At 47.0% G+C, this 16,244-nt stretch carries 12 protein-coding genes; 7 read left to right on the top strand and 5 right to left on the bottom strand.

Features of this window, described 5'->3' with window-relative positions; all coding sequences use genetic code 11:
- Positions 1 to 48 precede the first annotated feature (48 nt).
- Entirely contained in the window at positions 49 to 3,024 is a 2,976-nt protein-coding gene (locus tag NSB03_RS13845) for a PEP/pyruvate-binding domain-containing protein (protein WP_024987777.1), read from the bottom strand.
- A 358-nt stretch (positions 3,025 to 3,382) separates the two neighbouring features.
- Between NSB03_RS13845 and gdhA the strand changes: the two genes are divergently transcribed.
- The 4 genes from gdhA (at position 3,383) to NSB03_RS13825 (ending at position 9,385) form a co-directional block, all read left to right on the top strand.
- Entirely contained in the window at positions 3,383 to 4,720 is a 1,338-nt protein-coding gene (gene gdhA / locus NSB03_RS13840; RefSeq protein ID WP_024987776.1) for an NADP-specific glutamate dehydrogenase, read from the top strand.
- A gap of 184 nt (positions 4,721 to 4,904) precedes the next feature.
- On the top strand, positions 4,905 to 6,068 hold the full coding sequence (locus NSB03_RS13835) for a M24 family metallopeptidase (protein ID WP_121766824.1): 1,164 nt from the start codon (positions 4,905 to 4,907) through the stop codon (positions 6,066 to 6,068).
- 160 nt (positions 6,069 to 6,228) lie between these two features.
- Entirely contained in the window at positions 6,229 to 7,794 is a 1,566-nt protein-coding gene (locus tag NSB03_RS13830; RefSeq protein ID WP_371825036.1) for a sulfatase family protein, read from the top strand.
- A 67-nt stretch (positions 7,795 to 7,861) separates the two neighbouring features.
- The gene (locus NSB03_RS13825; protein ID WP_135039212.1) at positions 7,862 to 9,385 is read left to right on the top strand and encodes an arylsulfatase; all 1,524 of its coding nucleotides are present in this window, start codon (positions 7,862 to 7,864) and stop codon (positions 9,383 to 9,385) included.
- Positions 9,386 to 9,536: 151 nt separating this feature from the next.
- Here the strand turns inward: NSB03_RS13825 and NSB03_RS13820 are convergent, their stop codons facing one another.
- On the bottom strand, positions 9,537 to 10,973 hold the full coding sequence (locus NSB03_RS13820) for a CCA tRNA nucleotidyltransferase (protein WP_024987775.1): 1,437 nt from the start codon (positions 10,971 to 10,973) through the stop codon (positions 9,537 to 9,539).
- A 151-nt stretch (positions 10,974 to 11,124) separates the two neighbouring features.
- Here NSB03_RS13820 and NSB03_RS13815 point away from each other — a divergent pair, with 151 nt between their 5' ends.
- Positions 11,125 to 11,964: an outer membrane protein assembly factor BamD gene (locus NSB03_RS13815; RefSeq protein WP_024987774.1), complete on the top strand. Its 840-nt coding sequence runs from the start codon at positions 11,125 to 11,127 to the stop codon at positions 11,962 to 11,964.
- Positions 11,965 to 12,129: 165 nt separating this feature from the next.
- Here NSB03_RS13815 and NSB03_RS13810 read toward each other — a convergent pair whose 3' ends face one another.
- The 3 genes from NSB03_RS13810 to ruvA are packed head-to-tail and all read right to left on the bottom strand — an operon-like array spanning position 12,130 to position 13,908.
- Entirely contained in the window at positions 12,130 to 12,267 is a 138-nt protein-coding gene (locus tag NSB03_RS13810; RefSeq protein ID WP_167521124.1) for a hypothetical protein, read from the bottom strand.
- Between the two features lie 10 nt (positions 12,268 to 12,277).
- Positions 12,278 to 13,270, bottom strand: coding sequence for a DUF3843 family protein (locus NSB03_RS13805; protein WP_024987773.1), 993 nt, complete (start codon positions 13,268 to 13,270; stop codon positions 12,278 to 12,280).
- A gap of 29 nt (positions 13,271 to 13,299) precedes the next feature.
- The gene (gene ruvA / locus NSB03_RS13800; RefSeq protein WP_024987772.1) at positions 13,300 to 13,908 is read right to left on the bottom strand and encodes a Holliday junction branch migration protein RuvA; all 609 of its coding nucleotides are present in this window, start codon (positions 13,906 to 13,908) and stop codon (positions 13,300 to 13,302) included.
- Positions 13,909 to 14,217: 309 nt separating this feature from the next.
- Here ruvA and NSB03_RS13795 point away from each other — a divergent pair, with 309 nt between their 5' ends.
- Positions 14,218 to 15,117: a diaminopimelate dehydrogenase gene (locus tag NSB03_RS13795; RefSeq protein ID WP_024987771.1), complete on the top strand. Its 900-nt coding sequence runs from the start codon at positions 14,218 to 14,220 to the stop codon at positions 15,115 to 15,117.
- Positions 15,118 to 15,204: 87 nt separating this feature from the next.
- A complete protein-coding gene (locus NSB03_RS13790; protein WP_257466443.1) occupies positions 15,205 to 15,981 on the top strand; it encodes a DUF3987 domain-containing protein in 777 nt (258 codons plus the stop codon).
- The last annotated feature ends 263 nt before the right edge of the window (positions 15,982 to 16,244 follow it).

Genomic DNA, 16,244 nt, shown 5'->3' with positions numbered 1-16,244 from the left:
TATGAAAAACAGAACTTTTCTTATTCTAGTTGAGAACGTTAACTGAACTTATTTGTCGATACCCGGCATCAGGACGACTCCGAGCTTTTTCTTCCCGTCCATCTTGACAATCATCGGTTTTTCAAAACGGACGTGACGAAGGTATTTTGTTTCTTCCACTGCCGGCTGTGCGTTGAGGAATTCCTGATTATAAACCCCATCATTCATAAAGGCATTGATGGTGAAATAACCCACACCAAAAGAAGTCAAGTTCTGGAAGAAGTGCGTGCCTTGGCTGGGGTCTACGCGATAGTTGGTCAATCCGGCTTCTACGATTACACGGGCGGCGGAGATGTGCGGCCACTTCACCGGGATACCCAGCCATGTGTCACTACTTCCCCAACGTCCCGGCCCGACAAGCACATAATTCTTGCCTTCGTTCAGGAATTGCTGGTTTATCTTTTCTATCTCCCAGGCAATAGTTTGATTATTCGAAGCACTGTAACCGTCGGTCTTGACATAGACAACATCACAAATGTCATTCATAATGCCATGTCCCAGTGAGTTATAAGAACGAAGCACTACATCCTCGTCCGGTATCTCGTTCAAATCTTCATCCAAAATTTCCTTGCTGTCTACGATGGGACGGATTTGCAGCAGATAGAACGTACCCGTCTTATCCTGCTCACGGCTTAGCGTAGCTGCAAATTCGATTTCAACAGGACGGCGCATCTCCTGTTCACTGTACTTCAACACTAATTGAAGAATACGTGCCAACGGGAAAACATCATGTTGCAGAATATTGGCAAACGTGATTACTTTACGTCCTCCCGGATACAAGCCATCCCGGATAATTTGGTCATAGGGGTCGTATGTGGAAGCGATGTAGCGCAAAGCCCCGTCATTTTCCGCCTCTTTCACGTGAAGCTTCAAGAGGTTGAAGCCGTCGTCGATAGAGAAATCATGCCCTGCGTTCTTCAAGTCCAAAGCATAGAAACGGGTTTGTGTTTCTTTCAGAGCTATTTCCATTTCGCTGGTTTGCAATACCTGGTTCGGGTGATAAGGAGAGAAACGGAGTGTCATGCCACCATCCACAATATATTTCCCTAATCCTAAAGCCAGGTTTACCGTTCCTTCTTCCGCCTTTTCATCGCCCAACGGATAATAATTCAATGAACGGGCTACACCGGACATGGAAGGATAATAGCGGTCACCATACTGATTACCCACCACTTCCTGCAAGATTACAGCCATTTTCTCCTGGTCGATTACATTCGAGGTAGCCTGCATATACGCCTTACTATCGCGGAAATAGACCGAAGCATATACCCCCTTGATAGCATCGGAAAGCATACGCAACATCTCATAGCGGTCGTCCAGATAAGGAACCATATATGTATTGTAGATTCCGGCAAAAGGCTGATAGTGAGAATCCTCTAATAAAGAAGAAGAGCGGATGGCAATCGGAGACTTCACTACATCAAAGAAAGTGAAGAAATCCTCTACCAGCCTGTCCGGCAATTTTGCTTTCAGGAAATATCTCAGAATCGTATCGTCGTCCGCATCCGAAAGGGCAATCTGATACAGATTATTGGCATCCATAAATTCATCGAACACATCCGTACAGAGCACCACCGTCTTGGGAATAGCAACCCGTGCATTCTCGAACTCGTCAAACTCCGGATGACGCTTCACCATATTGTCTATAAAAGCCAGTCCGCGTCCTTTTCCGCCTAATGAACCGTCGCCGATACGGGCAAAATTGGAGTAGCGGTCGAAACGATCGCGCTTGAACACCGCCACGACCCCTTGATTCTTCATTTTGCGGTATTTTACGATAGCCTCGAAGATAATGCGGCGATGAGCATCCACATCTTGAAGACTGCTCCAGGTGATAGGCTTCAAGAATTCCGCCACAGGAAACATAGCCCGCGAATAAAGCCAACGGGACACGTGATTGCGGCTGATATGATATAGGAAAGATTCGGCAGGCACGGCAAACAGGATATTCTGCAACTCCTTCAGATTACGAACGTGCGCTATCTCCTCACCCGTCTCAGGATTGCGGAAAACAAAATCACCGAAACCGAAATTGTCAGAAACGATACGGCGCAAATCGACGTCCATCTTCTTCGAGTTCTTATCAATAAAGCTCGCACCATATTTCGCTGCATAAGAGGAGTTTTCCGATTCGGACGACTGGATAATCAAAGGAACAAACGGATCATTCTTGCGAATCTCGGCACATAACTTGATACCTGCCAGACCGTCTTTCTCCCCCCGTTCCACTTTCGGGAAACGCACGTCGGTGATTACACCTAATATATTATTCTGATATTTGTGATAAATCTCCATCGCTTCCTGATATGTACGCGCCAACACGATTTTAGGACGCCCGCGCATACGAAGCGTACGTTGATGCGCATTCAGAGCTTCCGTAGAGAATTCCTGGCTTTGCTGCAACACGAACTTATACAGATTCGGCAGAATGGAAGAATAGAAGCGTATACCATCTTCTACCAGCAGAATCAACTGCACGCCCACTTCCTGCACATCATGTTCCAGATTCATCTTATCTTCCATCAACTTGATGATAGACACCAACAGGTCGGTATTGCCCAACCAGCAGAACACGTATTCAAACGCGCTCAAATCCTCGTTGATGATTCGTTTCGTGATACCATGACTAAAAGGAGTCAGAATAACGATAGGAATATGCTCGTATTTCTCCTTGATATGCCGGCCGATGTCAAAACTGTCGTTATCCCCCGTACCCGGCATACAAATCACCAGGTCGAATGACATATTCTCCAACTGAGCCAACGCTTCCTCTTCCGTAGACACCTGCGAGAACCGGGGCGGATAACGCAGAGACAATGAAGTATATTCATTGAAAATCTTCTCGTCAATGCGTCCGTCATCCTCGAGCATGAAAGCATCATAAGGGTTGGCTATTAACAACACGTTAAAAATTCGCCGGGTCATTAAATTAGCAAATTGCGTATCTTTGAAGTAAAGCTGGTTTAATTTATATTTACTGAGCATAAAGTCATCTCCTTTCTTATTTCAAATCGTCTATCTACAGAATCACATTTTGCAAAGTTAATTCTTTAAATCTCATTTTCCATCATCTTCTTTATAAAGTTTACTTGTTTATCTCTTATTATTTTGTAGATTTATTCCCTTCGCAGTGGCTGCGAATATGGTGAAAACCGGCACGGTGCCTGCAAACTGATGGCGAAAGTGGTGGAAGAACAAGCAGACATCTGCCAGAGAAACCTTACATTTTATCATTATTTAATCAAAATATAAGTATCAGAATAAGCAACTTTGAAAAAAATTCCTATATTTGCAGTGAGTTAGTTGACATTTTATCAGAATTAACCTTTTAAAATATAGTATCATGAACATCCAAAAAATCATGTCCTCTCTAGAGGCAAAGCACCCCGGTGAATCTGAGTATCTTCAAGCAGTAAAAGAAGTTCTTCTCTCCATTGAAGATATATACAATCAACATCCAGAATTTGAAAAAGCTAAAATCATAGAAAGATTGGTGGAACCCGACCGCATCTTTACTTTCCGTGTGACGTGGGTAGACGATAAAGGTGAAGTGCAAACCAACCTCGGCTATCGCGTACAATTCAACAACGCTATCGGCCCGTACAAAGGGGGTATCCGTTTCCATGCTTCCGTGAACCTTTCCATCCTGAAATTCCTCGGTTTCGAACAGACTTTCAAGAACGCACTCACTACCCTTCCTATGGGCGGCGGCAAAGGCGGTTCCGATTTCTCTCCACGTGGAAAGAGCGACGCTGAAATCATGCGTTTCTGCCAGGCATTCATGCTGGAATTATGGCGTCATCTCGGTCCCGACATGGACGTGCCTGCCGGTGACATCGGCGTAGGCGGACGTGAAGTAGGCTATATGTTCGGAATGTACAAGAAACTGACCCGTGAATTTACAGGCACTTTCACCGGAAAGGGACTGGAATTCGGCGGTTCCCTGATTCGTCCCGAAGCTACCGGTTTCGGCGGCCTGTACTTTGTCAATCAAATGTTGCAGGCAAAAAACATTGATATTAAAGGCAAGACAGTAGCCATCTCCGGATTCGGAAACGTTGCCTGGGGCGCAGCAACCAAAGCTACCGAACTGGGTGCCAAAGTAATCACCATCTCAGGCCCGGACGGATATATCTATGACCCGGACGGCATCAGCGGTGAAAAGATAGACTATATGCTCGAACTACGTTCTTCGGGTAATGATATCGTTGCTCCTTATGCAGAAAAATATCCGAACGCAATCTTTGTAGAAGGCAAGCGTCCGTGGGAAGTAAAAGCGGATATTGCACTCCCTTGCGCGACCCAGAACGAATTAAATGGAGAAGATGCTCAAAATCTCATAAAAAATGACGTACTTTGTATCGGAGAAATTTCCAACATGGGCTGTACGCCGGAAGCCATCGACCTTTTCATCGAACATAAGAAGATGTACGCACCGGGTAAGGCAGTCAATGCAGGTGGTGTTGCCACTTCCGGATTGGAAATGTCTCAAAACGCCATGCACCTGAGCTGGAGTGCCGCCGAAGTGGATGAAAAACTCCACACAATCATGCACGGTATCCATACGCAATGCGTGAAGTACGGCACGGAACCCGACGGATACATTAATTATGTGAAGGGTGCCAACATTGCCGGATTTATGAAAGTAGCTCACGCAATGATGGGACAAGGCGTTATCTAAGAAAGACTTTGTTTAGTTGTATTTGTATTTGTGGTTTGCGTTGCTCGTCTCCTGTGACAGGACACGGGCAGCGCTATTTTTTTTGAAATTAACCATATTTTCCATGGAATTAATTATCTTTGTGGCATTATAGGGTAACAACCAATAGTTCTACAACAAATAATCATGTAACAAATAAATAAAGATGCTACAACCCGAATTAAAATTCCGTCGCGACAAGATTCGCAGTCTGATGGCGTTACAGGGCATTGATGCTGCGCTAATCACTTGTAATGCAAATTTAATTTATACTTATGGCTGTGTAGTCAGCGGTTATATTTATCTCCCTCTCCACTCACCTGCATTGCTATTTTTCAAACGTCCCAATAATATCACAGGCGAACATGCCTTCCCTATCCGCAAACCGGAACAAATTGTCGATTTGCTGAAAGAACAGGGATTGCCGATGCCTGCAAAGTTAATGCTGGAAGGCGATGAACTTCCCTACACGGAATATTGCCGTCTGGCAAGCCTGTTCCCAGAAGCGGAAGTTGTGAACGGAACCCCGCTGATTCGCCAGGCACGCAGTGTAAAAACTCCTATTGAAATCGAAATGTTCCGCCGTTCGGGCATCGCCCACGCAAAAGCGTACGACCTGATACCGAGTGTATATCGTCCCGGCATGACAGATATCGAGTTTTCTATCGAGATAGAACGTCTGATGCGCCTGCAAGGCTGTTTGGGTATTTTCCGCGTATTCGGACGCAGTATGGAAATCTTTATGGGCAGTGTGCTGACCGGAGACAATGCCGGTTATCCTTCCCCGTATGACTTTGCACTGGGTGGTCAAGGTCTTGACCCTGCCCTGCCGGGTGGAACCAACAAGTCCCTACTGAAAGAAGGGCAAAGCGTCATGGTAGACCTGGGCGGCAACTTCAACGGATATATGGGAGACATGAGCCGCGTATTCTCTATCGGAAAGCTATCCGAAGAGGCTTATACAGCTCACCGAGTCTGCCTCGATATTCAGGAAAAGATTGCTTCCATAGCCCGTCCGGGGGTTCCTTGCGAGAAGCTATATGATACAGCTATCGAAATTGCCACCGCAGCCGGATTTGCAGACAAATTCATGGGTACAGGTCAGCAAGCCAAGTTTATCGGTCACGGCATCGGGATCGAAATCAATGAAGCACCGGTACTCGCCCCCCGCATGAAGCAGGAACTGGAGCCGGGAATGGTGTTTGCCCTCGAACCGAAAATAGTTCTTCCGGGTGTAGGTCCTGTCGGTATAGAAAACTCTTGGGTAGTCACCAATGAAGGTATCGAAAAGCTGACTAATTGCAATGAGGAAATTATCGAATTAAGCTGAATTCTTCGTTACAAGAGCATTCAAAACATACTATAACGAGAGCCTCAAACACCAGAAGAGGCTCTCTGTTATTCAAAGCAAAATCATTTATTTTTTATACATATATTGAAAGACATGCCCATTGTATCAATATTTTAATCAATTTAATTCACCTAACAAGATGATGAAACAACCTTTGATTCTAACCCTTGCATCTTCTATTGCTTGCGCAGTAAACGCAACGAACAAAACGCCGGAAAACACGGTACCGACAAAGTCAAAAGCCCCTAACGTCGTATTCATCTACGCCGACGACCTCGGCTACGGAGACTTGCAATGTTACGGAGCCAAAAACGTAAAAACACCCAACGTCAACCGGCTGGCTAAATCAGGAATCCTTTTCACAAACGCCCACGCCACTGCCGCAACCAGCACCCCCTCCCGCTACTCCATGCTGACAGGCGAATATGCATGGCGCAAAAAAGGAACGGACGTAGCTGCCGGAAACGCCGGAATGATTATCCGTCCCGAACAGTACACGATGGCGGATATGTTCAAAAGTACGGGCTACACTACCGCTGCCATCGGCAAATGGCATCTCGGACTCGGCGATAAGGCGGGCACACAAGACTGGAACGCTCCCCTGCCCTGCGCACTGGGCGATTTAGGCTTCGACTACCATTACATCATGGCTGCCACAGCCGACCGCGTTCCCTGTGTGTATATCGAAAACGGGAAAGTAGCCAACTACGACCCCAGTGCCCCTATCGAAGTAAGCTACCAGAAGAACTTTGAAGGCGAACCTACCGGAAAAAGCAATCCTGAAATGCTGTATAACCTGAAACCCAGCCACGGTCACGACATGTCCATCGTCAACGGAATTTCCCGTATCGGCTATATGAAAGGCGGTGGCAAGGCACTCTGGAAAGACGAGAATATAGCAGACTCACTGACCACCCACGCCATCCAATTCATCGAAGAAAACAAGGACAAACCTTTCTTCCTCTATTTCGCAACGAACGACGTACACGTTCCCCGCTTCCCTCACGATCGTTTCAGAGGCAAGAACCCGATGGGACTGAGAGGTGACGCTATCGTACAGTTTGACTATTGCGTCGGTGAAATCATGAACACACTGGAGAAACTGGGACTGAGAGAAAACACCCTCATCATCCTTTCAAGCGATAACGGCCCGGTAGTAGACGACGGATATGACGATAAAGCTGAAGAACTCCTCAACGGACACAGCCCTGCCGGACCGCTGAGAGGCAACAAATACAGCGCGTTCGAAGGTGGAACCCGCATCCCCGCCATTGTCAGTTGGCCTGCCGAAGTGAAAAAAGGCATGACTTCGGACTTATTGGTTTCACAAATCGACTGGTTGGCTTCTCTCGCTTCACTGACCGGAGCCATTATGCCCAAAAACACAGCACCGGACAGCTACAACTTCCTCGGAAGCTGGTTGGGCAAAGACAAGAAAGACCGTCCGTGGGTTATCGAACAAGCTGCCAACCAAACTTTATCTGTCCGCACCAAAGACTGGAAATACATCGAACCGAGCAACGGTCCGAAAATGATTCAGTGGGGACCGAAAATAGAAACCGGAAACTCCAAAGAGCCACAACTCTACAAAATGCAGGAAGTAAAAGAAGTGACCAACTATGCTTCCAAAATGCCTGAAAAGGTGACTGAACTGCAAAATATTCTCCAAAGCGTACGCGATGGAAAGGATATAATAGGCAAATAGTTCCGAATACTCGTACATTCAACCTTAAAAAAAGCAGACATTCAACTAAAAAAAATCAAACAACATAATGGATTATAAATCAATCTCACTAGTTGGCGGTACACTGCTCTTATCCGCTCTATCCGCCAATGCACAGAAGAAGAACTCCCAACCTAATATTATATTTATCCTCTGTGATGACATGGGATATGGAGATTTGGGATGCTACGGTCAGCCGTTCATACGCACTCCCCATATTGACGCTATGGCAAGCGAAGGCATACGTTTCACGCAAGCGTATGCGGGCAGCCCTGTCAGCGCTCCTTCGAGGGCCTCATTCATGACAGGACAGCACAGCGGCCACTGCGAAGTACGCGGCAACAAGGAATATTGGAGAAATTCTCCCATCACCATGTACGGAAATAACAAAGAATATTCCGTAGTGGGACAGCATCCTTACGACCCTGACCACATCATCCTGCCGGAAATCATGAAAGACAACGGCTATACCACAGGTATGTTCGGCAAATGGGCGGGCGGCTACGAAGGTTCCTGCTCCACTCCCGACAAACGGGGCATAGACGAATACTACGGCTATATCTGCCAGTTCCAGGCTCACCTCTACTATCCCAACTTCCTCAACCGTTACAGCAAAGCGCTGGGCGATACGGGCGTAGTACGTGTCATCATGGACGAAAACATCAAATATCCGATGTACGGCCCCGAATACCAGAAACGCCCGCAATACTCCGCCGACATGATTCATGAGAAAGCAATGGAATGGCTCGACAAACAAGACGCCAAACATCCTTTCTTCGGTGTATTCACTTACACATTGCCCCATGCGGAACTGGTTCAGCCGGAAGATTCCCTCCTGAACGAATACAAGGCAAAATTCGACCCGGACAAAGAATTCAAAGGCAGTGAAGGCTCACGTTACAACGCTATCACGCATACCCACGCCCAATTTGCCGCCATGATTACCCGCCTCGACTATTACGTAGGTGAAGTATTGAAGAAGCTGAAAGAGAAAGGACTGGACGAGAACACATTAGTCATCTTCTCCAGTGACAACGGCCCTCACGAAGAAGGCGGAGCCGACCCCACTTTCTTCGGCAGAGACGGAAAGCTGCGCGGACTGAAACGCCAATGCCACGAAGGCGGCATACGCATTCCATTCATCGCCCGTTGGCCGGGACGCGTGCCTGCCGGTGAGGTGAACGACCACATCTGTGCTTTCTACGACTTAATGCCTACATTCTGCGACATAGCCGGCATCAAGAACTACGAAAAGAAATACCGCAACAAGGAGAAAGACGTGGATTATTTCGACGGAATCTCTTTCGCTCCGACATTGCTGGGCAAGAAGAAACAGAAGCAACATGACTTCCTGTATTGGGAGTTCAATGAAACGAATCAGATAGCGGTACGCATGGGCGACTGGAAGCTAATCGTCAAAAAGGGAAAACCTTCACTTTATAATCTGAAGACTGATATTCACGAAGATAACGACATAGCACTCCAACATCCGGACATCGTAGAAAAGATGAAAGCCATCATCTTTGAGCAACATACTCCGAATCCATATTTCTCTGTGACATTGCCCGAATAACAACTGCACTGATAAAGAAATAAGTGATTATTATATTTCAGGCTCGGATTACACGAATTTAAATTACTTTAATCTGTGTAATCCGAGCCTGAGTTATATTACCAGTATACTTCCTGCTTGTTGACAAACCTCCTATTCTTATAAAGAATATCTATTTATCAACCGGCCTCAACCCCATCTTCTTCGCCCTCTCCATCAGATAAGCATGGGCAGCCTCATATTCATTGGGAATCACTCCGTCCAAAATAGCATCCTTTATCGCGCTTTTCAGCCCCCCTACTTCCCGGCACGGCTGCAAACCGAAGATTTCCATAATCTCCTCTCCACTCACAGGCGGCTGGAAATTACGTATCCGGTCTTTTTCTTCCAGGTCTTTCAACTTCTGGCGCACCAACTGGAAGTTATTCAGGAAACGCTGTTTGCGTTCCATATTCTTGGAAGTAATATCCGCTTCGCAAAGCATCATCAAATCATCAATATCATCGCCCGCCTCAAAAAGCAAACGACGCACCGCCGAGTCCGTCACCACATCATCCGCAATGACAATAGGGCGCATATGCAGGCTGACCAGCTTCTGCACATATTTCATCTTCTCATTCATCGGCAACTTCATCTTCCGGAAAATCCCCGGAATCATCTTCTCACCGATGAAATTATGATTATGGAACGTCCATCCCGCCTTCGGCTCCCACCGTTTCGTGACAGGCTTGGCAATATCGTGCAGCAACGCCGCCCAGCGCAACCAAAGATTATCAGTCTTCTTGCTGATATTATCCAACACTTCGAGCGTATGATAAAAATTATCCTTGTGCGAACGCCCGTTCCGTGTCTCCACCCCTTGCAGCGCTGCAAATTCCGGAAAAATCAACGGCAGCAATCCGCTACGGTCGAGGTCGACAAACCCTTTCGAGGGAATCGGCGAAAGAATAATCTTGTTCAGTTCATCCGCAATGCGCTCACGGGAGATAATCTCAATCCGTTCCTTATTGCGGCAAAGCGAGTCGAAAGTATCGTCGTCAATATAAAAGCCCAACTGCGTAGCAAAACGGATGCAGCGCATCATGCGCAACGGGTCGTCACTAAAAGTAATATCCGGATCGAGCGGAGTACGAATCGTCTTCTCCTTCATATCATCCAAACCGCCGAACGGGTCTACCAGTTCGCCGAAACGCGCCTTGTTGAGACAAACCGCAAGGGCGTTGATAGTGAAATCCCGACGGTTCTGGTCGTCTTCCAGCGTACCGTCCTCAACAATCGGTTTGCGCGAATCCCGTTGGTAGGACTCCCTGCGCGCACCGACAAATTCCACTTCCGTAGCTTTATATTTTACCTGTGCCGTTCCGAAATTCTTGAAAACAGAAACGTGCGCACCCCGTCCCAGACGTTTGCCGAGTGCTTCCGCCATTTCAATTCCACTGCCTACAACTACTACATCTATATCTTTAGAGGGACGTTGCAGAAAAATATCGCGAACATAACCGCCTACCACATAGCATTCCAAACCGAGCGTATCCGCCGTTTCGGCTATCTGTCTGAAGATGGGTTCGCTGAATTGCTGCTTCAATTCCTCTTGAGTCAACTCTATCATTCCTTTTAGTTATACGTTTTGAGGATGCAAAATTACAAAAATAAGGGATATATTCGTACTTTTGCCGTTAATAAGTGAACAATGAATCAGAAACAGCCTGTCTGTCCTGAACAGTAAACCGTAAACAATAAAATAGTAAATAAGACTTGTGATGAAAAAACCGATTATCCTCTTTTGCGGCACGCTGGCACTGGCTGCCTGCGGCAACGGGCTTGAAAAAAAAGCCAATGAGAAACTGGCGGTTGCCAAAGCTGCCTACGAACGTGGCGACTACGAAGAAGCCAAGTCGCAAATCGACAGTATCAAAATCCTCTACCCCAAAGCCTTCGAAGCACGCAAAGCGGGACAGGCACTGATGCTCGATGTAGAGACAAAGGCACAGCAGAAGACTCTAGCTTATCTCGACAGCGCCTTCCAGGCAAAGACCGAAGCGTTCAACGCCATCAAAGACAAATTCATCCTCGAAAAGGACGCCGAATACCAGCAGACAGGCAATTATCTCCACCCTGCACAGAGCATAGAAAAGAACATGCACCGCTCCTTTCTCCGCTTCCAGGTGGACGAACTGGGCAACATGAGCATGACTTCCATCTATTGTGGTGCAGGCAATATCCATCATGTAGGCGTCAAAGTGATTGCCCCTGACGGCAGCTTTGCCGAAACTCCGGCTTCCAACGACAGCTACGAAACGACAGACATGAATGAAAAGATAGAGAAAGCGGACTATAAACTGGGAGCGGACGGAAACGTTATCGGATTCATCAACCTCAACAAAGACAAGAATCTACGCGTAGAATACCTCGGCGACCGTGCCTACAAGACAACCATGAGTGAGACCGACCGCCAGGCTGCGGCATCTGTCTATGAGTTGGCGCAAATTCTTTCCGCCATGCAGCAGATTAAGAAAGAACAAGAAGAAGCCAATCTGAAAATCGGATTTATCAATAAGAAAAAGGAACGGAAAGCGCAGGAAGCAACGACCGAAAAATAAAAGAAGCACCTTCAAGAAAAAATAAAAGACAGACGGGAACAGTGGTGACTTTTCATATCAACAACTGTTCCCGTCTATTCTATCATAGCGTTCTTTATTCCGAAGAAACAGCGTTTCCTCATATAGAGAAACGGCATAGTCTCCAAAGTTTAAAACGGCATAGCCTTACTTCACCCTTCTATTCAACTGATTATTTGCTTTTTCCTTCTTCGACTTTCCTATCCGTTTTCCGGTACTCTTCTTTTTCCCGGCTCCTGACTTTGCCTTTCCGGCAAAAGGATTATTACTTTTTTTTATCGGCATAGCTTACTCCTTATTCTCCTTCATAAAACTCACCCAAGAACCAGCGAGCCACAAAATCCCAATTCTCCTGCAACAGCGCCTTTCCGTTCTCGAACGGGAACTGTGCGTCCGGCAGCAGATTGTGTTCCATTCCATACTTCAGCAAGTCGAACGGGCACAACCCTTCTTCACAGAACATTTCATACGCCCCTTCCTCAGCCTCTTCGACACTATAAAACGGATTATTCTTATCAGCAAAAAACTGAGCTACATCAGGACCTATCAACAATCCTTTCGGATTGCCGTAAACAACGAAATTATCAAACTCCGCCAAATCCGGCAACAGGGCATCCTCCTCATCTTCCCACTTCAACGAATTGATAAAGAAGAGTTTCAGAACATTGTATGAACCAAAGAACATGAGCGGTTCTCCATTACTTGCCTCTAAGAAACGTTCCACATTCGCCGGCATCTTCTCTCCCGGCAAAGCCACCGGCAGAGGCTGGCGTTTCTTCCGCATCAACTCCGTCTCCATCATCCAGCCCGGAGCAAGATGTTCGCTGATAGGAGCCGATTCGAAAACAGCATCCAAACGCTCGTAAAGTACGTCCGCAAACTCCAGCAAATCCTTGTTCATCGGATTCTCCACCCAGTCGAAACCATCACCGACCGGCGAATTGACAGCCCACAGCAGGAAAGCAATGTCCTCACGGTTGATTTCATCCGGCAAGTAGTCCGCAGACAATGAATGGAACGGCAGGTAACGACCGTAATTCTCTTTATGCCAATGAATGAACTCCCGCCAGTTTCCCGCGTCCGCCACGCAATCTTCCAGATACAGGGCACACGACAAAGCCACCCGTCGCTGGTCTTCCACCATCTCCCTGCCTTGATACATATAAGAGCTCGCCACCAACGGCAACAGTTCGTTAACCAGATTAAGATACCATTCATCCGTAGCCATCACCTTCGCACGGCCATGCATCTCAGTCCATGTCCGCATATAAATCTTCTGTTCCTTCATCATTTCAGTCGTTTCAATCGTTTCAATTATTACAGTCGTTTCAAAGCCAGTTTAATAACCTTCTCCACCGGAGCATCCGGCTCTTCCTTCATAATGGCCAACACCACCTTCTGCGAAGGCGCAGCGGCAAAACCGAGCATCGTCAACGCAGCCACAGCCTCTTCCTGCACTTCCGCATTGACAGTTTGCAGCACCATGCCACCTACACCGGCAACGCTGCCTGCGGCAGACATTCCCATCGTCTTAATTTTGTCTTTCAGGTCGACAATCACACGTTGCGCCGTCTTCAGACCGATACCTTTCACCGTTTTCAGCATATTCGCGTTTTCGGTGCTGATTACATTCACCAATTCGGCAGGCGAGAGGGCGGAAAGAATCATACGTGCCGTATTCCCGCCGATGCCTGAAACAGAAATCAGCAACAGGAAAATCTCCCGCTCCTGCTTTTCGGCAAAGCCATACAACACATACGCGTCCTCACGAATCGCCTCATAAATATACAACTTACAAGTTTTCTTTCCCTGAATAGCCGAATAGGTATTCAAGGATATATTGGCGGCATACCCCACCCCGTTACAGTCGATTACCGCGGTTGCCGGACTGAGTTCGGCAAGCTCGCCTCTAATATATTCTATCATAATGGGAACAAAGATAAAACTTTCCCGCCACAGATTATCCCGTTTTCTACAGATTATTCGTTTTCTACAGATTATTCGTCTTCTACAGATTATCCGTTTTCCACAGATAGATTATTCGTTTTCTACAGATTATCCGTTTTAAGAGCCCGACGGTTAAAATCTGACGCATGCACGAGTCGTATCCCATGCAAACCGTAGCGAATCTAAAAAAAAATAAAAATAATGCCGCCCGCAAACAATCCATCCTAATAATTTGTTTATTTTTGCGACATAAACAAAGAAAAATGTTCATATAAAACCAATAAAAGAATGAAAAAAGTAAGAGCTGCCATCATCGGTTATGGCAACATTGGACACTACGTACTTGAAGCGCTACAAGCAGCGCCTGATTTCGAAATAGCCGGAGTGGTCCGTCGTGCGGGAGCAGAGAACAAACCGGAAGAACTGGCAAACTACGCAGTAGTAAAGGACATTAAAGAGCTGGAAGGCGTAGACGTGGCAATCCTTTGCACACCCACCCGCAGCGTTGAGAAATATGCAAAAGAATATCTGGCTATGGGCATCAATACCGTAGACAGTTTCGATATCCACACCGGCATCGTCGACCTGCGCCGCACACTGGACGCAACCGCCAAAGAGCACAAAGCCGTATCCATCATCTCCGCAGGCTGGGACCCGGGAAGTGACTCCATCGTGCGTACGATGCTCGAAGCGATTGCCCCGAAAGGCATCACCTACACCAACTTCGGCCCGGGCATGAGCATGGGACACACCGTAGCCGTGAAAGCCGTCGACGGAGTGAAAGCCGCCCTTTCCATGACCATCCCCACCGGTACGGGAATCCACCGCCGCATGGTGTACATCGAACTGAAAGACGGATACAAATTTGAGGAAGTGGCCGCCGCCATCAAGGCAGACCCTTACTTCGTGAACGACGAGACACACGTGAAACTCGTCCCGAGCGTAGACGCGCTGCTCGACATGGGACACGGCGTAAATCTCACCCGCAAAGGCGTATCGGGAAAAACGCAGAACCAGTTGTTCGAATTTAATATGCGCATCAACAACCCCGCACTGACCGCACAGGTATTGGTATGCGTGGCACGCGCTTCGATGAAACAACAGCCGGGATGCTACACTATGGTGGAAATTCCGGTCATCGACCTTCTTCCGGGCGACCGTGAAGAGTGGATAGGACACTTAGTATAATATTTTATCCATCCGATAAATAAAAAAATAGAGAAAGGAATACCCGCCTTTCTCTATTTTTTTTATCTTTATGGGAATAAATCCACCTTGAGCTACAACTATTTAACGAATCAGACCATTATCAACCGTGAAGCAAAAGAACACGTAGCCCGCGGATATATCGAAGCCTTCGTCCACACTTTCTTTCGATATCACCCCTGGCAGAAAGAAAACCGGCACGAGTCCATGCTCGCCTTGGGAAGAAGCGAACGACGTAAAGGATTTTCAAAAGAAGAACTTGAAAAATTAACATCTGTTATGGCAGCGGAAATTGTAGGAAACGGATATACCCGCCAAGAATTGCAAAAATGCTTATCTTCTGGATATCAATACGTTGACCTATCATACAAGCCCGAATACCTATATCTCTGCGGCGCCCCCAACACATCCAAGAACCAGCTGATCAGACGTCTGAAAATCAACGGCAAACTCGGGCTCATCATCAACACCTCCGAACTTGATATGATATCCGGTGCTATGAAACAAAAGTGCGGACATCATGACGACGTGTTCCATCACGAACCCGTATCGACGGACTACAAGATAGACGACCAGATTATCTGTGCCGAAGACCCGCATCTGGCTCTCTCATTCACCGGCACCCCCAACCAACTTGCTTTCTTCATCCCTTCTTTGAACAACGGACTGTACAGCCGCTTCGCCATACTCACCGCCGAGTCACGTTGGAAGTACCGTTCCGCCACGCCCATCAAAGGCAAGGAAGACTACGACACTTTCTTCAAAAAACTCAGCGGCGAAGTGCTCGATATGTTCTTATTCCTGCAACAGTCGCCTACGGAAGTCATCCTGAGCGACAGCCAGTAGGAAGAGCATACCGCCTACTTCTCCCAACTTCTGAACGAAGTAGCCTGTGAAAAGGCCGATGCTCCCGGCTCTATCGTGCTTCGTGCCGCATTAATCGTGGCGCGTATAGCTTGCCGTACCTTCGTAGTGTCATAAGCAAGGAACCACTTATGAGACTATTAGACTATTAGACAATTAATAATTAACAATTAAGAGCCTGTTTAAATTTTCCTGAGATTATGTTAGATAGGCTTTACCGACCTGTTTTTATTCGTCACATAGTC

The sequence above is a fragment of the Bacteroides acidifaciens genome, assembly GCF_024623065.1.
Taxonomy (GTDB): Bacteria; Bacteroidota; Bacteroidia; order Bacteroidales; family Bacteroidaceae; genus Bacteroides; species Bacteroides acidifaciens.
The sequence above is the reverse complement of the archived record's forward strand: the minus strand, read 5'-3'. Positions and strand labels throughout refer to the sequence as shown.